Here is a 20,648-nt window from a genome sequence, read left to right on the forward strand (position 1 = left end):
ACACCATGAGCAAGGCCACGAGGACCCGCACCCGGTCACCCGAGCCGCATGTTGCCGACAGCCATGACCTGATCCGCGTGCACGGGGCGCGCGAGAACAATCTCAAAGACGTCAGCGTCGAGATCCCGAAGCGCAGGCTGACCGTGTTCACCGGCGTCTCCGGTTCGGGCAAGAGCTCATTGGTGTTCAGCACTATCGCCGCCGAGTCCCAGCGGATGATCAACGAGACCTACAGTGCCTTCCTGCAGGGTTTCATGCCGACCCTGGCGCGGCCGGAGGTCGACGTACTCGACGGGCTGACCACGGCGATCATCGTCGACCAGGAGCGGATGGGCTCCGACCCCCGCTCATGCGTCGGCACCGCCACCGATGCCAACGCGATGCTGCGGATCCTGTTCAGCAGGCTGGGGCAGCCGCAGATCGGATCACCCCAGGCGTTCTCCTTCAACGTCGCCTCGATCAGCGGGGCGGGTGCAGTCAAGTACGAGCGCGGCGGGAAGACCGTGAAGGAGCGCCGCGACTTCAGCATCACCGGCGGCATGTGCCCACGCTGCGAGGGCCGGGGCTCCGTCACCGACTTCGACCTTTCCGCGCTGTACGACGACAGCAAGTCGCTGAACGAGGGTGCGCTGCTGATTCCCAACTACACCGGGGACAGCTGGTACGGCACCATCTTCCGGAAGTCGGGCTACCTCGACCCGGACAAGCCGATCCGCAAGTACACCAAGCGCGAGTTCAACGACCTGCTGTACAAGGAACAGACCAGGATCAAGGTCGAGGGCGTCAACGTCTGGTACGAGGGGCTGATCCCGCGGCTGCAGAAGACGATGCTGGCCAAGGACCGGGAGGCGATGCAGCCGCATATCCGGGCGTTCGTCGACCGGGCGGTCACCTTCACCACCTGTCCCGAGTGCGCCGGCACCCGGCTCTCCGAGCTGGCGCGCTCGTCGAAGATCGCGGGAACCAACATCGCCGAGGCCTGCGCGATGGAGATCCGGGACCTGGCCGAGTGGGTGCGCAAGCTGGACGAGCCTTCCGTGGCGCCGCTGCTCGGCAAGCTGCTGCACACCCTGGACTCGTTCGTGGAGATCGGGCTGGGCTACCTCTCGCTGGACCGGCCATCGGGCACGCTGTCCGGCGGCGAGGCGCAGCGCACCAAGATGATCCGCCACCTCGGCTCCTCGCTGACCGACGTCACCTACGTCTTCGACGAGCCCACCGCGGGCCTGCACCCACATGACATCCAGCGGATGAACGACCTGCTGCTGCGGCTGCGGGACAAGGGCAACACCGTGCTCGTGGTTGAGCACGAACCGGAGACCATCGCGATCGCCGACCATGTGGTCGACCTCGGCCCCGGCGCCGGCACGGCGGGCGGCACCGTCTGCTTCGAGGGCACCGTCGATGGGCTACGGGACAGCGACACCATTACCGGGCGCCACTTCGACGACCGGACCACGCTCAAGGAGACGGTGCGCGAGCCGAAGGGCGCGCTGGAGATCCGCGGCGCCACCGCGCACAACCTGCGCGATGTCGACGTGGACATCCCGCTCGGGGTGCTGACGGTGATCACCGGTGTCGCGGGCTCCGGCAAGAGCTCGCTGGTGCACGGGTCGATTCCCACCGGCGAGGGTGTGGTGTCGATCGACCAGACCCCCATCCGAGGCTCGCGGCGGAGCAACCCGGCCACCTACACCGGGGTGCTCGACCCGATCCGCAAGGCCTTCGCGAAGGCCAACGGCGTGAAGCCGGCCCTGTTCAGCGCCAACTCCGAGGGCGCATGCCCCACCTGCAACGGCGCCGGGGTCGTCTACACCGACCTCGGCATGATGGCGGGCGTCGCCACCACCTGCGAGGAGTGCGAGGGGAAGCGGTTCGGCGCTTCGGTGCTGGAGCACCATCTGGCCGGCCGGGACATCAGCGAGGTGCTCGCGATGTCGGTGGCCGAGGCCGCCGAGTTCTTCGGCTCCGGCGAGGCCCGCACCTCGGCGGCACACAAGATCCTGGAACGGATGTCGGACGTCGGGCTCGGCTACCTGCGGCTCGGCCAGCCGCTCACCACGCTGTCCGGCGGCGAGCGGCAGCGGCTCAAGCTGGCCACCCACATGGGCGAGAAGGGCGGCACCTACATCCTGGACGAGCCGACCACCGGCCTGCACCTCGCCGATGTCGAGCAGCTGCTCGGCCTGCTCGACCGGCTGGTCGACGCAGGCAAGTCGGTGATCGTCGTCGAGCATCACCAGGCGGTGATGGCGCATGCCGACTGGATCGTCGATCTCGGTCCCGGCGCGGGCCATGATGGTGGCCAGATCGTCTTCGAGGGCACGCCGGCCGAGCTCGTCGCCGCCCGCTCCACCCTCACCGGGCAGCATCTCGCGGCCTACGTCAGCGGCTGAATCCAGGAGCCTGAGCATGAGTATCACGATTCACGCGAGCTTCCTCCCGCACGAGGATCCGGAGGCCTCGCTGACCTTCTACCGCGACGTCCTTGGCTTCGAGGTCCGCACCGACGTGGGCTACGCGGGGATGCGCTGGATCACGGTCGGCCCTGCGGACCAGCCCGGCACCTCCATCGTGCTGCAGCCACCCGCCGCCGACCCCGCCATCACCGAGGAGGAGCGCCGCACGATCGCCGAGATGATGGCCAAGGGCAGCTACGCGGGCATCCTGCTGGCCACCGAGGATCTGGACGGCACCTTCGCCCGGCTGCGGGAACACGAGGCCGATATCGTCCAGGAGCCCGCCGAGCAGCCCTACGGCGTACGCGACTGCGCCGTCCGCGACCCCGCGGGCAACCTGCTGCGGATCCAGCAGCTCCGCTGAGAATCCGTCCGGGGCTGGGCTCAGTCGCCACGAATGGTGCGGCGCAGCTTGGGGACGCGCTCGGCGAGGGTGCGCTCGGCACCGCGCTGGGTCGGGTGGTAGTAGTCCTGGCCGACCAGCTCGTCCGGCGGGTACTGCTGGGCGAGCACGCCCTCGGGGACGTCATGCGGGTACTGGTAACCCTGCGCGTTGCCGAGCTTGGCGGCCCCGGCGTAGTGCCCGTCCCGCAGGTGCGGTGGCACGGTCCCGATCCGGCCGGACCGCACGTCGGCCAGCGCGGCGTCGATTCCGGCGATCACCGCGTTGGACTTCGGTGCGGTCGCCAGGTGCACGGTGGCCTGGGCCAGCGCGAGCCTGCCCTCCGGCATGCCGATGAACTGCACGGCATGCGCGGCCGCCACGGCCGACTGCAGCGCCGTGGGGTCGGCCATGCCGATGTCCTCGCTGGCGTGCACCACCAGCCTGCGGGCCAGGAACCGCGGGTCCTCCCCCGCCTCGATCATCCGGGCCAGGTAGTGCAGCGCGGCGTCCACATCGGAGCCGCGGATCGACTTGATGAACGCGCTGATCACGTCGTAGTGCTGGTCCCCGTCGCGGTCGTAGCGCACCGCAGCCTTGTCCACCGTCGACTCCACGGTGGCCAGGTCGACCACCCCGTGTTCGGTCGCCGCGGTCGCGTCGGCGGCCGCCTCCAGCGCGGTGAGCGCCCGGCGGGCGTCCCCGGATGCCAGCCGCACCAGATGGTCCTCGGCCTCCTCGGTGAGCTCGATCCGCCCGTCCAGCCCGCGTTCCTCGGCCAGGGCACGCCGGATCAGATCGCGGATGTCGGCGTCGGTGAGCGGGCGCAGCTGCAGCACCAGGGAGCGGGACAGCAGCGGGGAGACCACGGAGAAGGACGGGTTCTCGGTGGTGGCGGCCACCAGCAGCACCGTCCGGTCCTCCACGGCGCCGAGCAGCGCGTCCTGCTGGGTCTTGGAGAAGCGGTGCACCTCGTCGATGAACAGCACCGTGTTCTCCGCGTTGTAGTTGCGCCTGCGCCGCGCCTCCTCGATGACCCCGCGCACCTCCTTCACCCCTGCCGACAGCGCCGACAGCGCAACGAACCGCCTGCCGGTGGCGGTGGAGACCAGGTTCGCCAGGGTGGTCTTGCCGGTGCCCGGCGGCCCGTAGAGCAGGACCGACGCCGGTGCCGCCCCCTCGACGAGCCTGCGCAGCGGCGCACCCTCGCCGAGCAGGTGCTGCTGGCCGACCACCTCGTCCAGGGCGCGCGGGCGCATCCGCACCGCCAGCGGCGAGCCGGGCGGCAGCGGCCGTTCCTGCCTGGGCGCGGCCGGTGCCTGCGGGTCCGGTGGCTCCGGCGGGGCAGCCAGGTCCGGGTTCACCGTGAACAGTTCGTCTTGTTCCACGCCGTCGACGGTAGCCGCAGGGGCGGACACCGTGTGCGCCCACCGCGAACAGGCCCACGTCGCCGCCCGCACCTGGCCAGAATGTACCCATGATCGAACGCGTTGCCGTGCTGTCCGATATCCACGGCGTCCTGCCCGCGCTGCAGGCCGTGCTCGCCGAACCCGAAGTGGCCGCGGCCGACCTGGTGCTGCTCACCGGGGACATGGCCGCCGGACCGCAGCCAAGCGCCACCATGGACCTGCTGGCCGGGCTGGGTGAGCGGGCGCTGTGGGTGAGCGGAAACGCCGACCGGGAACTGGTCACCCTGGCCGGGGGCGGGCAGACCGAGATCCCCGACCCGATCGCGCCATGGGCGGCCGGGCAGCTGACCCCGGCGCAGCTGGAGCGGCTGGCCGCGCTGCCTGCCACCGCAAGCGTGGAGGTCCGCGGGCTCGGGCCGGTGCTGTTCTGCCACGCCACCCCGCGCGATGACGAGGAGATCGTGCTGGCGGACAGCGCGCCCGCCCGCTGGCTGGAGGTACTGGACGGGGTGGACCCGCGGGTGCGGACGGTGGTGTGCGGGCACACGCATATGCCGTTCACCCGGCTGGTCGGCGGCCGGACCGTGGTGAACCCCGGCAGCGTGGGAATGCCCTACGGCACGGCAGGGGCGCACTGGGCGCTGCTCGGCGGCTCAGCCGGTCCGGCGATCCAGTTGCGGCGCACGATGTTCGACACCGAGGCGGCCTGTAAGTCCATTATGGACACATCGGGATACCCCGGGGTAGCGGAGTGGGTGGACACCTTCGTCCGCAACCCCGCCTCCGACCTGGAGGCGCATGCCGTGTTCGCGCCGCTGGACGGGCGCTGACCGGCCGCCGCGCGGAAGTTTCAGCGGTGCCCGCGCTCGGCCGCGGAGCGCAGCATGATGCCAGCCGCGTGCGGAACCAGGTCCCGGCCCCGCCGCCACAACCACGGAATCCCCTTCACCAGCAGCCAGCCGACATGGTCGAGGGTGCTGGTAGCGACCCCGCCGGACTGTTCGAGGCTGACCGGCTCCGGCACCGCGAAACCGGCTTCGGCGAGCAGGCCGGTGAACCCGCGGGCCAGCAGCCGGTGCCCGAGTTCCGAGGGATGCAGCCGGTCCACGCTCCAGGCCGGCAGGTCATAGGTCCCCGGTAGGGTGGACAGGTCGAGGCAGGGCACCCGGTGCCTGGCGACCACGATGTCGATCGCCTCGTTCAGCTCGTCGATGCGCGATTTCAACGCCCGGTACAGCGGCCGCGGCAGCCGGAACACCTTGCCGTGGTCATGGAAGCGCAGCGGCACCACGGTGGTCCCGCCCGCCCGCAGTGCCCCCACCACGTCGTCCAGATGCTCGGCGACGACGGCGGGGGCGAAGTCCGACCGCAGGGTGTCGTTCATGCCGACGATCACCAGCGCGATATCGGGGCGGAGGTCGAGCGCGGCCGGCAGTTGCTCGTCCCGGACGCAGCGCATCCTGGCTCCGGTGAAGGAGGTGTTCAGGTACCCGTCCGCGCCGACGCCGAGTGCGGCCGCGACGAACGGGCCGACACCGCGCCAGCCGCCGGGAATCCGGTCACCGAGGCCGACGGCGGTGGAGTCGCCGAGTACGGCCAGCGTGTGCGCACGGCGTGGCGCGGCCGGTGCCGTCGTGGGTGGGGTGGGTAGGGGCTCGGTGGTCGTCGGAGTGACGTTCTCGCTCACCACGGTCACGCTCCGACGATCAGCCACCCAGGCTCACCGGTGGTGATCTCCGGGTAACGAGGCGCGGACGCCTCGGCGAATCCTCGGTGCGCGCCCTGACCTCAGCGGAAAGCCGGGTACAGCGCCAGCTCCAGGCCAGGGCCGAAGGTCGCGTCCAGCGCCGCCGCCACGGTCCAGGCGTGCGCGGCGATCTCGTCGGCCTCCGCCCGCTCGGCATGCCGGGCCAGGTCCCGCCACCAGGTCACCAGCGCGGCGGGCCTGCCGGTCGGCCGCGCGCCATCGTGCGGCATGGCCTGCAGCAGCTCCCAGGTCGACCACCACACCAGTACCTGCTGGCTGCCCAGCAGGTACTCCGACAGCGTTTCGTCGTCGGCGAGCGCGGGCCACAGATCGGCGACCTCCGCCCGCCAAGCTGCGATCATCGCCTCGCTCATCCCGGCGGGCAGCGCCAGCGCATCCGGGCTGGACACGAACGGCACCCGCAGGTGGCCCGCGTCGATCAGCGCGTTGCGCACGCGACCGTGCTCGAAGTCGAGGAAGCGAACCCCCTCGTTGGTCACCAGGTTGTTGTCCGGCCACAGCTCGACCGGGCTGAAGGCGCGGTAGCAGGCGGAACGGGCCTTCTCGGCCGCACGCTCGGCGATCTCGCGCACCGCGGCAGGGGTGGACACGCCGAGCCTGCGTTCCAGCAGCGCGGGCAGTTGCGCGCAGGCCAGCACCCCGGTGGTGTCATCGCCCCGCGCCTTGCCGCCGAGCCTGCGCAGCAGGGCGTTGAAATCAGCTTCCCTGCTGGCGGTGCTGGCATGCAGCCTGCCGAGCGAACGGGACCAGGACAGCAGTGCGGTCTCCGCGGCGCGGGCATCCGCGCCGTACAGCCGGTCCAGCAACGTCGGCGCCCCGCCGAGGTCATCGATGACCAGCACCCGGCGCACACCGTTGTGCGCCAACAACTCGGGGCACATGCGGTCTTCCGCGGACAGCGCGGTGAACAGCTGGTAGCTGACCGCCTCCTGGGCGAAGGGATCCGGCTCACCCGGACCCGGTTCGTCCGGATAGTGCTTGATGACCAGTGTGCGGGGCAGTGCGAACGGCGAGGAGTCCACCCTGGCCCGTACCACCGTCGCCGGGCCACTCCCAGCCAGGTCTTCCGGATCCACCAGGGTGATTGAGCTGCCGAAACGCTGCGAGAGCACCGCCTCGCCTGCTTCGATGGCGGCCCCGATCGCGAGAAGTTCCGCTCCAGCTCCGACAGTCGAATCGTCGGCAGAGGAGGTATCCACTGTCATTGTCATTGACCCTACTAGTGAGCGAGCAACCATTTCCACCGCGATCTCGGTGATGCTTTCGACTCGTGGCGCACACGCTCCGTGATGTCGATGTGACAACGGGCGTTTGGACTGTGCCGCCGGGCGGCCCGGCCGGAGGCAGAGGCGATCCCACCAAGGCAGGATCTGCCCATGGCGTCACAGCCCGATGACAGCATGCCACCGATGCGGTGTCGTGACGTGCGTTACGCCTCCGCCTGCGGCTTGGCGTCCACGCCCGCTTCCTTGCGTTGCGCTGCGGTGATCGGTGCCGGGGCACCGGTGAGCGGGTCGTAGCCACCACCGGTCTTCGGGAAGGCGATCACCTCGCGCAGCGACTCGGCACCGGCGAGCAGCATCGTGATGCGGTCCCAGCCGAAGGCGACGCCACCGTGCGGAGGCGGACCGTACTGGAACGCGTCGAGCAGGAAGCCGAACTTCTCCTGGGCCTCCTGCCCGGAAATGCCCAGTATGTCGAAGACCCGCTTCTGCACATCGGCGCGATGGATACGAATTGATCCACCGCCGATTTCGTTGCCGTTGCAGACAATGTCGTACGCATAGGCGAGGGCGTTCCCCGGGTCGGACTCGAATTTGTCCACCCATTCCGGAGTCGGCGAGGTGAACGCGTGGTGTAGCGCGGTCCAGTTGCCCGAGCCGACGGCGACGTCATCGGTCTCCTCGGCCGCCTCGAACAACGGGAAGTCCACCACCCACACGAAGGACCATGCCCCGGGGTCGATCAGCCCGAGCCGGTGCCCGATCTCCACCCTGGCCGCGCCGAGCAGCGCCCGCGCGGCTGAGGGCTTGTCGGCGGCGAAGAACACGCAGTCGCCGGGTTTCGCGCCGACCGCGTCGGCCAGTCCGACGCGCTCGTGCTCGGCGAGGTTCTTGGCGACCGGCCCGCCAAGGGTGCCGTCCTGCTCGATGAGCACATAGGCAAGGCCCTTGGCGCCGCGCTGCCGTGCCCACTCCTGCCAGGCGTCGAGCTGACGACGCGGCTGATCGGCCCCGCCCGCCATCACCACGGCCCCAACGTAGGGCGCCTGGAACACCCGGAACGGGGTGTCCGCGAAGTACTCGGTGAGCTCGGTGATCTCCAGGTCGAACCGCAGGTCCGGCTTGTCCGTGCCGTACTTGGCCATCGCCTCGGCATAGCTGATCCGCGGGATCGGGCGGGGCACCTCGTGCCCGATCAGCCGCCAGAGCGCGGCGATGATCTCGTCCCCGAGCCCGATCACGTCGTCCTGGTCCACGAAGCTCATCTCGATGTCGAGCTGGGTGAACTCGGGCTGACGGTCGGCCCGGAAGTCCTCGTCCCGGTAACACCGGGCGATCTGGTAGTAGCGCTCCAGCCCGCCGACCATGAGCAGCTGCTTGAACAGCTGCGGGGACTGCGGCAGGGCGTACCAGGAGCCCGGCTTGAGCCGCGCGGGTACCACGAAGTCCCTGGCGCCCTCCGGGGTGGACCGGGTCATCGTCGGGGTCTCCACCTCGACGAAGTCCCTGGCGTGCAGCACCTCCCGTGCCACCCGGTTCACCTCGCTGCGCAGCCGCATCGCCGCCGCGGGCCCGGCCCGGCGCAGGTCGAGGTAGCGGTGCCGGAGCCGGACCTCCTCGCCGACCTCCAGCCGGTCGTCGATCGGGAACGGCAGCGGGGCGGCTTCGGACAGCACCTCCAGCCCGGTGGCCAGCACCTCGATCGCGCCGGTTGCGATCTCGGCGTTCTCGTTGCCCTCCGGCCGCGCGGCGACCTCGCCGGTGACCCGCAGGCAGAACTCGGCACGCAGGTCGTGCGCGCGCTCGGCCATCTCGCCCTCGCGGAAGACGACCTGCGCCACCCCGCTGGCGTCCCGCAGGTCGATGAAGATGACCCCGCCGTGATCGCGCCGCCTTGCCACCCAGCCGGTGAGGGTGACTGTTTGGCCGACATGCTCGGCACGCAGGGTGCCGGCGTTGTGGGTGCGAAGCACTGCGGTTGCTCTCCTCGTTCTTGCGGAACGCGTGATCGTCGGGCGTCGGCAGTTTTCTGCCGAGGGGAGCTTGTCGCGATTTCGCGCGCATCCGCGATCGCGTCACCAGGGCAGTTCCAGCGCGACCTTCCGCGTCCGCTGGTGAGTGCCCTGCCGCCGCGATCCCAGGGCCTTCGGCCACGGGCGCGCTTTGCGGTCACCCGGGTGCCGCTACTCCGTTTCGCAACAGGCTCACGTAAAGGCTAACGAACGAGCCCTGAGGCCCCGCCACCAGGTTTCCGCGCCCTCACAGCAGGGACAGTTGATCACCACCCACGCTGGTGTCGTGCTCGGGGGCGCGCTGGGCGGGCACCGCGCCGCCCCCACCGTCGCGATGTCCTGGCCCGCCCTGGTCGAGGCCGTGCCGCCGGAGCAGCCTGGCCACCCGCTCACCCAGCCAGGTCCGATAGTGCCGGTTGACGTAGCTGCCGCCGGCGTACAGCTCGCGGTAGCGCGGCACCAGCTCCGGATGGTGCGTGCCGAGCCACTTCAGGAACCACTCCCGCGCCCCGGGCCGCAGGTGCAGCGGCAGCACGGTGACCCCGGTGGCGCCCGCGTCGGCCACCGCGCCGAGGATCCCGTCCAGCGCCTCCATCGAGTCGGTCAGCCAGGGCAGCACCGGCGCCACCATCACCCCGCAGGGCAGCCCCGCCTGCGCCGCCCTGCGCACCAGCTCCAGCCTGGCCTGCGGGCTGGGCGTTCCCGGTTCCAGCCGCCGTTGCAGTTCCCGGTCCAGCAACGCGATGGACACGCCCAGCCCGACCGATACGTCCGCGCTCACCGATTCCAGCAGCGGCAGGTCCCTGGTCAGCACGGTGCCCTTGGTCAGGATGGAGAACGGGGTGCCGGAGCCCGCCAGCGCCCGGATGATCCCGGGCATCAGCTGGTAGCGGCCCTCGGCCCGCTGGTAGGGATCGGTGTTGGTGCCCATCGCCACGTGCTCACGGGCCCAGCTCGGTTTGCGCAGCTGCGCGGCCAGCACCTCGGGGGCGTTCACCTTCACCACCACCTGGGTGTCGAAGTCCAGGCCGGAGTCGAAGTCGAGATAGGTGTGCGACTTGCGGGCGAAGCAGTTGTGGCTCACCACCCCGTTGGCGATGAAGTCACCCGTTCCGGTGGTGATGTCGAACAGCGGCAGCTCCAGCCCGGTCGGCTCCACCGCGGCGACGCCGAGGCCCGGCACGCTGCGGACCGCGGCTCCGTCGATCATGCGCTTACGCCCGGCGGCCGGATCGACGGTGTGGAAGAACCGCAGGTGTTCCTCCACCCCGCCGGACAGCCTGATCGTGCGCCCGCCATCGGCCACGGTGTGCCGGAACACCAGCCGGGTCAGCGCCAGCCGGACGGACTCGGCGGTGTCCGGGTCGAGGCCGGTCAGCCACAGCCCGGTCCGCGAGCGCCCGCCCCTGGTGTCGAAGACACCGGCGAGGAATCCCTTCTGCCACGCGATCGTGGGCTGCACCGGGAGCTGGAACAGCTCGGCCAGCGCCGCCTGACCGGACTGCTCCGCCGCACCCCCAGGGCGGCGGGCGCCGACGCCAGGCGGCGACACCGACTCGTCCACCCCGACCCCGAACGTGGTCAGGTACTCCTTGGCCCGGCGCAGCATCTCGCGATCGGGCGAGGCCAGCCGGAACCGGTGCTCCGGCGCGGCTTCGCCCTCGTCGGTGAGCACGCCGCACAGGTAGCCCACCCGGTACTCCGGCCCGTCCTCCGGCGCCGGCGGGAACGGACCGGTGCCGACCAGCCGGTTGCGGGTGGTGAGATGCGGCCGCTGGGCGGCGCCGAACCGGCTGCCGGTCACGTGCTTCCAGCCCCGGTCGGTGAGGAACCGGTGGTCGCCGCTGGCGACCAGCTCCGTGCCGTCCTCGAGGGTGACCCGGTAGGCGGGCTTCACCGTGGACCAGTGCGCCAGCACATGCGTGCGCACGTACCGGCGCCTGCCCTGCTCGCTGTAGGTGCCGTAGATCTCGTCGCCGACCGCGAGATCGGCCAGCGGCTTGGTGCGGCCATCGGCCATCAGGATCGCCGTCTCCCCGGACAGGCAGTAGGTGCAGGCATGCGAGCAGCCCCGGTAGGGGTTCACCGTCCAGTGAAACGGCATCGAGGAGGTCTTCGGCATCTTGTTCAACACCGAACGGGCCCGTACCTCGTGGAAGGTCACCCCGGAGAAGTCCGGCGATCGCACGGAGCGGATCAACCCGGACAGGCCGAGCAGCGCCTGTTCGGCTTCGGTTTCGTCGGCTCGCTGGCCATCCCATCGCACATCGAACAGTCGAACACACGTTCGACCCCCTGTCAAACCCGATCGGGCAGGATGACGGCGAGCGGAACGGAGCGAAGCCACGGAGGAGCAAGCATGACCAGTAAGTTCACCGAGCTGGCTATCGACTGCGCCGACCCCGGCGGCCTCGCCCGGTTCTGGTGCTCGGTCCTCGGCTACCAGGTGCAGGACGAGGACGAGGGAATCGTCACCATCGGCTCCCCTGCTGTGCCGGAAGGCAGGAACCGTCCTGGCCCGGTGCCACCGACCTTGACCTTCGCGCCGGTGCCCGAGGGCAAGACGGTCAAGAACAGGCTCCACCTGGACATCAACCCGACCGACCGGGAGCAGGCCGACGAGGTCCGCCGCCTGCTCGACCTGGGCGCCCGGCAGGTCGACGTCGGCCAGGGCGAGGAGAGCTGGGTCGTGCTCGCCGACCCGGAGGGCAACGAGTTCTGCGTCCTTGCCGACCGTAGCCCGTGATCAGCTTTCCGGGCCGGTGATGCCGAGCAGGGCGCGGGCGGTGCCGCCGAGCACGGCGGCGCGGGCGCGCTCCGCCAGCGGCCACTCCCGCAGCTTGCCGAGTTCGGAGCCGGGCACGGTGTACGGGGCGTCGGTGCAGAAGACCAGCCTGCCGGTGCCGATCTCCGGATCGGCGGCGAGCCCGCTCAGCACGGTGTCCCACGGGGCGTAGCTGGTGTCGGCATACAGGTTCGGCGCGTACCGCAGCGCCGGGGCCGCGTCGATCCAGAAGTCGGTGGCGCCGCTGCGGCCCATCAGGAAGTTCACCGCCGGATGTCGGCGGGCCAGGCTGGCCAGCGGCAACGGCAGGGCGCTTGGCGGGGTCCCGGTGCGCACGTACACCGGCCAGCCCTGCGCGGCGGCGAACTCCAGCAGCGGGTCGGTAAGGCCGTCCAGCAGGTCGAACCCCTGTAGCACCGGGTCCAGTGCCAGCGCGACCGCCCCGGCCGCGCGCGCCCTGGCCAGTTCGGTGAGCGCGGCCGCGCCGCGCCACGGGGTGGCCACCGCGTAGGCCAGCAGCCTGCCGCCTGCGGCCGCGGCCGCGGCCGCCGTCAGGTCGTTGCCCTCGGCGTTGTGCACGGCGATATGCCGCTCTCCCGGGCAAACGAGTGCTTGTCCGATCCCAAGCTGATCCATTGTGGACAGCAGGGTGGCCGGATCCAGCTCCACCTCGCGCCCGGGCCCGATGCGGACATGCGCGTCCAGCACCTGGCCGGTCATGGGTGACTCCCCGCAAGGCCGAGCGCGCCAAGCGCGTCGGCGTGGATGATCTCCTCGATCGCCCGCTCCGGGACCCGCGGCAGGGCGGTCCCGGCCAGGATCTCGTTCACCCCGCGCAGGCCCGCGATCGCCTCCCCGGTGCCGGCAATCGGGAAATCGCTGCCCAGCAACAGTTTCGCGGTGCAGCCCCATTCCACAGCGGCCAGCAGGGACTGGTAGCACACCCACGGCCGCAGGTAGATCGAGGACACGTCGGCGTACACATGCGGGTGCTTGCGAATGGTCACCACGGTGTCGGTCGCCCACGGATGTCCCATGTGCGCCAGCACCATCCGCAGTTCGGGGAAGCGCAGCGCGATCTCGTCGGCCACCAACGGGTGGGTGTAACGCAGCGGCGCGTGCCGGATCGGGGACGCGCCCTGGTGGAACAGGATCGGCAGGCCGTGCCGCTCGCAGTAGGCGTAGAACGCCAGCGCCCGCTCCCCCAGCGGATCGAAGTCCTGGTAGTTCGGCGCCAGCTTCACCCCGGCCAGGCCCAGCTCCCTGCAGCGCTCTGCTTCGGTGAACGCCCCGGCCAGCACTGGGTTCACCGAGAAGAAACCGATCCGGGCGGCCGGGTCGGCAGCCACGAACTCGGCGGTGGCGTCGTTGGTGCGCTCGGCGGCGTAGGGTAGCCCGGTCATCCGCTCCGGTTCCGGTACCGCGATGTTGAACACGATGGCCACGTCCGCCGCCGCGGTGGCCGCGGTGTAGTCCACCCAGGAGTTCGTGGTGGTCACCGGGCGGTCGGTGCGCCAGTGCGGGTAGCTCCGCCGCTGCCCGGCTGGGACCCGTTCCCGGTGCGTGGGGGTGTGCGTATGCACGTCGACGATCAATGGAACCTCCGCAGCAGGTCCTCCCGCGGCCGGACTCCCAGGCCGGGGCCGTCCCCCAGCCGCACCAGCGCACCGTCGCTGTCCAGCGGCCACTCCAGCACGTCCTCGGCGTAGTAGTGCGCGCCGATGATGTCGCTGGGAATCCCGCTGCTCAACGCGGGCAGGGCGCAGGCGACCTGCAGTTGCGCCGCGGCACCGAGCCCCAGTTCCCCGTTCGACCCGAGCACCACCTCGATACCGAACGACTCGGCCAGCGCGGCCAGTGCCACCGCCCGGCCCGGTCCCCCTGCCTTACCGAGGTAGATACTCACCACGTCGGCCGCCGCGGCCCGGATCACCCTGATCAGGTCGGTCCTGCCGAACACCGACTCGTCGGCGACAACCGGCGGGCCCTGCGCGCGCAGTTCCGCCATCCCGTCCAGGTCCTCCGGCGCCACCGGCTGTTCCACATAGGACAGATCGGCTGCTGCCAGCCCGCGCAGCGACTCCCGCGCTCGCACCCGGCTCCAGCCGCCGTTGGCGTCCACCCCCAGCACCGCGGCCGGTCCGGCCAGCTCACGTGCCAGGCACACCCTGGCCACATCCGCCGCGACCTCGAAACCTGCCTTCACCTTGAACGCGCGAAACCCGGCCGCGACGGCCGCGGCATACGCCCGCTCCAGCTCGGGGCCGTCCCCGGAGAGCGAGATCTTGATCGGCACCTGCCGCCGGTAGGCGCCGCCGAGCGCCACCGCGAGCGGCACCTCCAGGGTGCGGGCATAGGCGTCCCACAACGCGGTCGCCAGGCCTGCCTTGGTGAACGGGTTGCCTGCCAGCAGCCGGTCCAGCAGCGACTCCAGCGCCCCGACCGGAGCCAGCGGCCTGCCGAGCAGCGCGGGTCCCAGCAGTCCGGCGATGAAATGCCGCGCACTGGCCCCGTCCTCGCCGCTCCACAATGGAGTCGCGCTGACCTCACCGTAGCCCTCGATCCCGTCGCTGGTGACCACCCGTACCAGCAGGAAGTCCGAATGCGCATGGCTTCCCTTCGCCCCGCGCACCACCAGCTCCGGCCGCGCCGGCAGGCTGACCGGCACCGTGTGCACGGCCACCACCGTGCTCGCGGCGGGGTTCACGGTCGCCGTCCCGTCTGCTCCAGCAGCCTGCGCGGGTTGTGCACCAGCATCGCCTCCCGTTGCTCCGCGCTGATCCCCCAGCCGTCGATCTCGCGGATCCTGGCCACCGCGTAGTCCTGGCCCGCCCGCCAGGACAGTCCCGCGTCGGTACCGAACAGCACCTTCTCCCGCGGCGCGCCCGCCAGCACGCGCCGGGCCGCATACGGCGGCGTCCCGCACAGGCACAGGTAGAGGTTGGGGGTCTCCACGGTGACCGCCAGCGCCTCCCGCCAGCAGTCGTGCAGCCCGCCGTGCCCGAGTACCACCGGCAGCCGCGGATGCCGCCGGGCCAGCGCGGCCAGCTGGGCCGGGGTGGAGTACGGCGGGGTCCCGTCGTGCGCGAGCAGGATCCCGCCCGCATCGGTAACCTCCTCGCACACCGGATCGAGCACCGTCTCGTGTGGACTGAATCCCTGTAGCCACGGATGCAGTTTCAGCCCGCGCAGGCCCAGCTCGGACAGGCAGCGCCGGGCCTCGTCGGCCGCCCCCTGGCGACGCGGATGCACCGTGCCGTAGCCGACCAGCCGACCCGGCCGGGCGGAGACGAAGGCCGCGAGCTCGTCGTTGGTGGATGGCTGCGGATCGAAGAGGCCATCGTGCGCGAGCACCACGGCCAGCTCGATACCCGCGTCGTCCATGAAGCCGAGGAAGGCGTCCGGGCCGAAGGTGGCTCCGGTGAGCCAGCTCGCCGTGCGCCAGGCCGGGGCATGGGTATGGAAGTCGATCATGCGTGCTCCGCCAGCTCGACCAGCCGGTCGGCCAGTATCCGTACGCAGTCGGCCAGCAGGCCCCGGCCGCGTTCGGCGCTGCCCCGGCCGGGATGGTCGGTGTAGCCGTCGATGCGCAGCCAGTTCGCCGCCTCGTGCAGGTCGAGCCCTGGCGGCGCCGGGGTGGGTTCGGGTCCCTGCCGGGCAGGCGGGTCGGCGACCAGGTCCGGCCGCAGGTGCAGCAGCATGGAGGTCTCGAACTCCCCGGCGTGGCCGGGGATCTCCGGCGCGGGCGGCAGCAGCTGCCAGTAGTGCACCACGGCCACGGCGAGCCCGTGCCGGGCGGCCACCGCCGAGGCCGCGGCGTGGCAGGCCCCGCGGTTGCCCCCGTGCCCGTTCACCAGCACCATCCTGCGGCCGCCCGCCTGCACCACCGAGCGGGCCAGCTCGGCCAGCACCGCGATCGTGGTCTCCACCGAGAGCGAAAGGGTGGCGCCGAAGGGCAGATGGTGTTCGGAGACACCGAAGGGCAGGCCCGGCGCCAGCACCAGCGGACGCGGTGTACGCCCGGCGGCCGCACGGACCGCGCGTTCGGCGATCGTGCCTGCCAGCAGGGCGTCCGTGCCGGCAGGCAGGTGCGGGCCGTGCTGCTCGGTGGCTCCGATGGGCAGCACGACCAGTGCCTCGGGCAACAGCTCACGGAGCCTGCCGCGGGTACAGTCCGCCCAGCTGACTGGCCCGGTCCTCGCGTCCTCGCTCATCCCATCGACTCCCGTGCCAGCCAGGCGATCCGTTCGCTGAGTTCCAGTGCGGCGAGCCCGTCCGCCAGGTCCGGGGTTGGCACCGGCCACTGTCCGGTGACCAGCTCCACGAAGCGCCGCACCTGCCGGTCGAAACAGCGGGTGCGGCGGTCGGGCTCGAACCCGACATCCTCCACGCCGTCCACCGCGTCCAGCCGGAGCCGGAAGGTCTGCGCGTCCAGCAGCACGTGCCCGCGGTCACCGAGCACGTCCAGCTCGCAGCGCGGCAGCGCGTCGGTCAGCCAGCCGAACTCGGCCAGCACCACCGTGCCGTCCGGGTAGGCCAGCCGCGCGCCGCACAGGTTGGGGCTGCTCAATCCGGACCGGGTGCGCAGCGCCCAGGCGTCCTCCACCCGCTCGGGATCACCACCGAGCAGGAAGCGGCACCAGTCGAGCACATGTGCCCCCTCGTGCACCACCGGCATTCCGTGCGCCAGCGTGGCCTCGATCCGGGCCGCGTGCTCCGGGCTGGCCGCGTCCCTGCGCTCGTCGTAGACATGTGCGCGCACCAGCAGTGGCGTGCCGAGCCGCCTGCTCGCGATCCACTCCCGCAGCAGCTCCAGCGCCGGATCGTGCCGGTAGGCGAGACCGACCTGCACCCGTTTGCGCAGCGCGGGAGACAGGTTCATCAGCCGCGCCGCCTCGCGCGCCGAGGTGGCCACCGGCTTTTCCGCCAGCACGAACCTCCCGGCGCGGGCCACCTGCTCGACCAGCCGCGGGGTCACCCATGGCGGAGTCGCCAGCACCACCCCCTGGACCGTCTCGTCCTCCAGTACCTCGGCCAGCTCGGCATGGACGGGGACATCGGCCCGCAGCCGGGCCAGCTCCCTGCGGGCCGGCACCGGATCCACCAGTGCCGCCAGCCGCACCTCGGGGCTGCGCAACAACGCGGGCAGGTGCGCGGACAGCCCGATCTCGCCGAGCCCGGCGAGGGCGAGTACCACCGGTTCACTCATCGGCTCACCTCCAGCCTTGGCACGGCGGCGAGCAGCGCGCGGGTGCAGGCGTGCTCGGGTTCGGCGAAGATCCGCTCCCGGCTGCCGGACTCCACGATCCGGCCGCGGTGCATCACCGCGATCCGGGGCGCGAGGTGGCGCACCACCGCCAGATCGTGCGAGACGAACAGGTAGGTCAGGCCGAGCTGCCGCCGCAACCGGCGCAGCAGGTCGAGGATCTGTGCCCTGGTGACCACGTCCACAGCGGACACCGCCTCGTCCAGCACCAGGAAGCTCGGGGACGGGGCGATCGCCCGCGCGATGTTCACCCGCTGGCATTGGCCACCGGACAGCTCCCGCGGATAGCGGCTGCCCATCGTCCCGGGCAGCCCGACCAGGTCGAGCAGTTCGGCCACCCGCCGCCTGCGCTGCGGTTCGGACATCCGGGTGTGCACCCGCAGCGGCAGCCCGAGGATCTGCTCCACCGTCTTGCGCCGGTTCAGCGAGCCCACCGGGTCCTGCAGCACCACCTGCAGGTCCCGCCGCATCCGCCGGTGCCGCGCGCCGGTGCGCTGCTCCAGCGGCATGCCCGCGTAGCGCACCTGGCCCGCGCTCGGGGTGTCCAGCCCGAGCAGCAGCTGGCCGAGGGTCGACTTGCCGCTGCCGGACTCGCCGACCAGTCCGAGGGTCTCGCCGCGCCGGATGGTCAGCGACACCCCGTCCACCGCGCGTGTCCCGGTACCGAACACCTTGCTGAGGCCGGTGGCCTCCAGCAGTGGGGTGCCCTCGGTGATCTCGGGGGCCGCGGGGGTGGTGTCCAGGGTGATGGCCGAGTCCAGCAGCTGCCGGGTGTAGGCATGCGCCGGTGCGGACAGCGCTCCAGGCAGCGCGCCGGACTCCACGATCCGCCCAGCCCGCATCACCTCGATCCGCTGGCAGAACGCCGAGGCCACGGCGAGATCGTGGGTGATCAGCAGGACGGCCATCCCGTGCCGGCGTGCCAGGGTGTCCAGCAGCCGCAGGATCCGGTCCTGGGTGGTCACATCCAGCGCGGTGGTCGGTTCGTCGGCGATCAGCACCTCCGGTTCCCGGCAGATGGCCATCGCGATCATCACCCGCTGGCGCATGCCGCCGGAGAACTGGTGCGGGTAGTCGCCGATCCGGCTGGCGGGTTCGGCGAGGCCGACCTCGCCGAGCAGCTCCACCGCCCTGGCGCGGGCCCGCGCCAGGGGCAGCGGCTCATGCGCCCGGATCGCCTCGGTGAGCTGGCTGCCGATGGTACGCACCGGGTTCAGGCAGGTGAACGGGTCCTGGTAGATCATGGCCAGCCGGGCGCCCCGGATGCGTTCCAGCTCGCGCTCGCGCGCAGCCAGCAGGTCGGTCCCGTGCAGCAGCACCCTGCCGCCGGTGATCTCGGTGGGCGCCGGGTTCAGCCGCAGCAGCGTCAACGCGGTGAGCGTCTTGCCGCTACCGGACTCGCCGACCAGCGCGACCCGTTCGCCCGCGCGCAGCGCCAGGTCGACCCCGTGCACCAGCGCGCGGCTGCCACCGCGGTGGCGTACCCCGATGTCCAGCCGCTCGACCCGCAACACCTCAGAGCAACTCATGCTCCACCCCGGTGCAGCGCCCGGCGCAGCTGGTCCCCGAGCACGTTCAGCGCGCCGATCGCGGCGATGATCAGCAGGGCGGGCAGCAGCGGGTACCACAGTGACTCGAACAGCCGCCGGTACCCGGCGTCGAGCAGGGTTCCCCAGGACGCCTCCGGGGGCTGCACACCCAGCCCGACGAAACTCAGGGTGGCCTCCAGCATCAGCGCCGTGGCGAGGTTCAGCGAGGCCTGCGCCAGCAGCGCGGGTGCGGCGTTGGGCAGCACCTCACCGAACAGGACGCGCACCCGGCCCGCACCAACGGCCCGCAGCGCGTGCACGTACTCCGAGGCCAGTTCGGCCAGTACCGCCGAGCGGGTGATCCTGGCGGTGAGCGGGGCCATCAGCAGGCCGGCGACCACGGTCATGGCGATCAGGTCCGAACCGAACGCGGCCACGAACACCAGCGCGAACAGCACGATCGGGACGGCCAGCGCGGCATCGGCCAGGCGCATCAACACCTCGCCCTGCCAGCGCGGGGTGGCCGCGGCCAGCCCCCAGGCCACGCCGACCGCCATCGCGATCATGGTCGCGCCCGCCGCGACGCCGAGCGAGAGCCGCCCGCCGTAGGCCGCCCTGGACAGCAGGTCACGGCCGAGCTCGTCGGTGCCGAACGGGTGCGCGGGCGAGGGCCCCGCAAAGGCGTCCCGTGGCTGGATCTCGGTCGGTGCGGCGAGTAGTACCGGCGCCAGCACCGCGAGCAGCACCAGGAACCCGAGCACGGCCAGCGCGGCCACCGTCGCGGGGCGGGCCAGGGCGGAGCGGGCTGGGGAGGGCGGGGCCGTCACCGCGCCGCCTCCCCCACCCGCAGGCGCGGGTCCAGCACCCCGTACAACAGGTCCACCAGCAGGTTGACCAGCACGAACACCGCCGCCAGCAGCAGCACCGTGCTCTGGATGACCGCGTAGTCCCGCTTGTACACCGAGTCCACGATCAGCGAGCCGAGCCCAGGCCAGCGGAACACGTACTCCACCGCCACCGCCCCGGACAGCACCGCGCCGGTGGTGATCCCGAGCGAGGTGAGCGCGGGCAGCATCGCATTCGGCAGGACGTGCCGCAGCACCACCGCGCGCCGCCGCAGTCCCTTGCCGACCGCCGTGCGCACATGCCGCGCTTGCTCCACTTCGGACAGTTCGGCGCGCAGGTACCTGATCAACGGCGCGGAGAGGGCGATGCCGAGGGTGAGCGCGGGCAGCAGCAGCGCGCGGAGGTTGGTAAGCAGATCCTCCGCCGGGGCGACATATCCCTCGTTCGGCAGCACGCCGAGCCGCACGCTGAAGATCGCGACCAGCACGATGCCCAGCACGAACGGCGGCGCGGCCATCCCGAGCGTGGTGTAGCCGTCCACGAACCGGCCGAGCGGACGGCTGCGCAGGACGGTGGGCAGCACCGACAGCGCCAGCGCGAGCAGCACGGCCAGCACCATCCCGGCCAGGGTCAGCTCGAAGGTGGGCAGCAGCCGTTGCCCGATGATCTCGTCCACCCCGAACTGGCTGAAGTAGGACCTGCCGAGCTCGCCGCGCAACACGCCGGTGATCCAGGCCCAGTACTGCACCGGGATCGGGTCGTCAAGGCCGAGTTCGGCGCGCAACGCGGCCAGGGCAGCCGGATCGACGTTCTGCGCCGCGCCCACCCTGGCGATGGTGGGGTCGCCCGGCAACAACCGGAGCACCACGAAGATCAGGACGGAGACGAGCACCAGCATCAGTGCGCTCACGCCGAGGCGCCGCAGCACGTACCGGGTCATAAGCCCTCCCCTACCGACCACCACGGCAC

18 protein-coding genes are annotated in these 20,648 nt (G+C 71.4%); 4 read left to right on the forward strand and 14 right to left on the reverse strand.

The annotated features are described in order from the left end of the window. Nucleotides 1-5: 5 nt before the first annotated feature. Together KOI47_RS20695 and KOI47_RS20700 are read left to right on the forward strand one after the other, a co-directional pair. Complete coding sequence (locus KOI47_RS20695; RefSeq protein ID WP_216206037.1) at nucleotides 6-2,396, forward strand: ATP-binding cassette domain-containing protein; 2,391 nt, start codon at nucleotides 6-8, stop codon at nucleotides 2,394-2,396. 16 nt (nucleotides 2,397-2,412) lie between these two features. Then, a complete protein-coding gene (locus tag KOI47_RS20700) occupies nucleotides 2,413-2,823 on the forward strand; it encodes a VOC family protein (RefSeq protein WP_216206040.1) in 411 nt (136 codons plus the stop codon). A gap of 20 nt (nucleotides 2,824-2,843) precedes the next feature. On the opposite strand, the gene KOI47_RS20705 is transcribed toward KOI47_RS20700, so the two are convergent. Further along, nucleotides 2,844-4,229, reverse strand: a complete 1,386-nt coding sequence (locus KOI47_RS20705; protein WP_216206043.1) for a replication-associated recombination protein A — start codon at nucleotides 4,227-4,229, stop codon at nucleotides 2,844-2,846. Between the two features lie 89 nt (nucleotides 4,230-4,318). On the opposite strand from KOI47_RS20705, the gene KOI47_RS20710 reads away from it, so the two are divergent. After that, nucleotides 4,319-5,080: a metallophosphoesterase family protein gene (locus KOI47_RS20710; protein WP_216206046.1), complete on the forward strand. Its 762-nt coding sequence runs from the start codon at nucleotides 4,319-4,321 to the stop codon at nucleotides 5,078-5,080. A gap of 20 nt (nucleotides 5,081-5,100) precedes the next feature. On the opposite strand, the gene KOI47_RS20715 is transcribed toward KOI47_RS20710, so the two are convergent. From KOI47_RS20715 to KOI47_RS20730, 4 genes are all read right to left on the reverse strand, one after another. After that, a complete protein-coding gene (locus KOI47_RS20715; protein WP_216206049.1) occupies nucleotides 5,101-5,946 on the reverse strand; it encodes an SGNH/GDSL hydrolase family protein in 846 nt (281 codons plus the stop codon). Between the two features lie 92 nt (nucleotides 5,947-6,038). Further along, a complete protein-coding gene (locus KOI47_RS20720) occupies nucleotides 6,039-7,223 on the reverse strand; it encodes a phosphotransferase (RefSeq protein ID WP_216206052.1) in 1,185 nt (394 codons plus the stop codon). A gap of 224 nt (nucleotides 7,224-7,447) precedes the next feature. After that, entirely contained in the window at nucleotides 7,448-9,214 is a 1,767-nt protein-coding gene (gene aspS, locus KOI47_RS20725; protein ID WP_216206055.1) for an aspartate--tRNA ligase, read from the reverse strand. Nucleotides 9,215-9,500: 286 nt separating this feature from the next. Then, nucleotides 9,501-11,519, reverse strand: a complete 2,019-nt coding sequence (locus tag KOI47_RS20730; RefSeq protein ID WP_216206058.1) for an intein-containing Rv2578c family radical SAM protein — start codon at nucleotides 11,517-11,519, stop codon at nucleotides 9,501-9,503. Between the two features lie 93 nt (nucleotides 11,520-11,612). On the opposite strand from KOI47_RS20730, the gene KOI47_RS20735 reads away from it, so the two are divergent. Continuing rightward, nucleotides 11,613-11,999 carry a VOC family protein gene (locus tag KOI47_RS20735; RefSeq protein WP_216206060.1) on the forward strand — a complete coding sequence of 129 codons (387 nt, stop codon included), beginning with the start codon at nucleotides 11,613-11,615 and terminating at the stop codon, nucleotides 11,997-11,999. Here KOI47_RS20735 and KOI47_RS20740 read toward each other — a convergent pair whose 3' ends face one another. The 9 genes from KOI47_RS20740 to KOI47_RS20780 are packed head-to-tail and all read right to left on the reverse strand — an operon-like array spanning nucleotide 12,000 to nucleotide 20,619. Then, a complete protein-coding gene (locus tag KOI47_RS20740) occupies nucleotides 12,000-12,758 on the reverse strand; it encodes an amidohydrolase family protein (protein ID WP_216206063.1) in 759 nt (252 codons plus the stop codon). Further along, on the reverse strand, nucleotides 12,755-13,633 hold the full coding sequence (locus KOI47_RS20745) for an amidohydrolase family protein (protein WP_216206065.1): 879 nt from the start codon (nucleotides 13,631-13,633) through the stop codon (nucleotides 12,755-12,757). Before KOI47_RS20745 ends, KOI47_RS20740 begins: the two co-directional genes overlap by 4 nt. Further along, nucleotides 13,630-14,745, reverse strand: coding sequence for a mandelate racemase/muconate lactonizing enzyme family protein (locus KOI47_RS20750; protein WP_216206068.1), 1,116 nt, complete (start codon nucleotides 14,743-14,745; stop codon nucleotides 13,630-13,632). Before KOI47_RS20750 ends, KOI47_RS20745 begins: the two co-directional genes overlap by 4 nt. After that, nucleotides 14,742-15,512 carry an amidohydrolase family protein gene (locus KOI47_RS20755; RefSeq protein ID WP_216206072.1) on the reverse strand — a complete coding sequence of 257 codons (771 nt, stop codon included), beginning with the start codon at nucleotides 15,510-15,512 and terminating at the stop codon, nucleotides 14,742-14,744. Before KOI47_RS20755 ends, KOI47_RS20750 begins: the two co-directional genes overlap by 4 nt. Then, nucleotides 15,509-16,252, reverse strand: coding sequence for a creatininase family protein (locus KOI47_RS20760; RefSeq protein WP_216206075.1), 744 nt, complete (start codon nucleotides 16,250-16,252; stop codon nucleotides 15,509-15,511). Before KOI47_RS20760 ends, KOI47_RS20755 begins: the two co-directional genes overlap by 4 nt. Beyond that, a complete protein-coding gene (locus KOI47_RS20765; RefSeq protein WP_216206077.1) occupies nucleotides 16,249-17,247 on the reverse strand; it encodes a Gfo/Idh/MocA family protein in 999 nt (332 codons plus the stop codon). Before KOI47_RS20765 ends, KOI47_RS20760 begins: the two co-directional genes overlap by 4 nt. After that, the gene (locus KOI47_RS20770) at nucleotides 17,244-18,833 is read right to left on the reverse strand and encodes a dipeptide ABC transporter ATP-binding protein (protein WP_216206080.1); all 1,590 of its coding nucleotides are present in this window, start codon (nucleotides 18,831-18,833) and stop codon (nucleotides 17,244-17,246) included. Before KOI47_RS20770 ends, KOI47_RS20765 begins: the two co-directional genes overlap by 4 nt. Continuing rightward, the gene (locus KOI47_RS20775) at nucleotides 18,830-19,660 is read right to left on the reverse strand and encodes an ABC transporter permease (protein ID WP_216206084.1); all 831 of its coding nucleotides are present in this window, start codon (nucleotides 19,658-19,660) and stop codon (nucleotides 18,830-18,832) included. Before KOI47_RS20775 ends, KOI47_RS20770 begins: the two co-directional genes overlap by 4 nt. Further along, nucleotides 19,657-20,619 (reverse strand): ABC transporter permease, encoded by a 963-nt coding sequence (locus KOI47_RS20780; RefSeq protein WP_216206087.1) that lies wholly within the window; start codon nucleotides 20,617-20,619, stop codon nucleotides 19,657-19,659. Before KOI47_RS20780 ends, KOI47_RS20775 begins: the two co-directional genes overlap by 4 nt. Nucleotides 20,620-20,648 lie beyond the last annotated feature (29 nt).

The organism is Amycolatopsis aidingensis, assembly GCF_018885265.1.
GTDB lineage: Bacteria > Actinomycetota > Actinomycetes > Mycobacteriales > Pseudonocardiaceae > Amycolatopsis > Amycolatopsis aidingensis.

What these genes read in the sequence shown, in the direction of transcription:
- KOI47_RS20740 (WP_216206063.1), bottom strand. Translation starts at nt 12,758, where the DNA reads ATGACCGGCCAGGTGCTGGACGCGCATGTCCGCATCGGGCCCGGGCGC.
- KOI47_RS20720 (WP_216206052.1), bottom strand. Translation starts at nt 7,223, where the DNA reads ATGACAGTGGATACCTCCTCTGCCGACGATTCGACTGTCGGAGCTGGA.
- KOI47_RS20760 (WP_216206075.1), bottom strand. Translation starts at nt 16,252, where the DNA reads ATGAGCGAGGACGCGAGGACCGGGCCAGTCAGCTGGGCGGACTGTACC.
- KOI47_RS20710 (WP_216206046.1), top strand. Translation starts at nt 4,319, where the DNA reads ATGATCGAACGCGTTGCCGTGCTGTCCGATATCCACGGCGTCCTGCCC.
- KOI47_RS20780 (WP_216206087.1), bottom strand. Translation starts at nt 20,619, where the DNA reads ATGACCCGGTACGTGCTGCGGCGCCTCGGCGTGAGCGCACTGATGCTG.
- KOI47_RS20735 (WP_216206060.1), top strand. Translation starts at nt 11,613, where the DNA reads ATGACCAGTAAGTTCACCGAGCTGGCTATCGACTGCGCCGACCCCGGC.
- KOI47_RS20700 (WP_216206040.1), top strand. Translation starts at nt 2,413, where the DNA reads ATGAGTATCACGATTCACGCGAGCTTCCTCCCGCACGAGGATCCGGAG.
- KOI47_RS20695 (WP_216206037.1), top strand. Translation starts at nt 6, where the DNA reads ATGAGCAAGGCCACGAGGACCCGCACCCGGTCACCCGAGCCGCATGTT.
- KOI47_RS20770 (WP_216206080.1), bottom strand. Translation starts at nt 18,833, where the DNA reads ATGAGTTGCTCTGAGGTGTTGCGGGTCGAGCGGCTGGACATCGGGGTA.
- KOI47_RS20755 (WP_216206072.1), bottom strand. Translation starts at nt 15,512, where the DNA reads ATGATCGACTTCCATACCCATGCCCCGGCCTGGCGCACGGCGAGCTGG.
- KOI47_RS20765 (WP_216206077.1), bottom strand. Translation starts at nt 17,247, where the DNA reads ATGAGTGAACCGGTGGTACTCGCCCTCGCCGGGCTCGGCGAGATCGGG.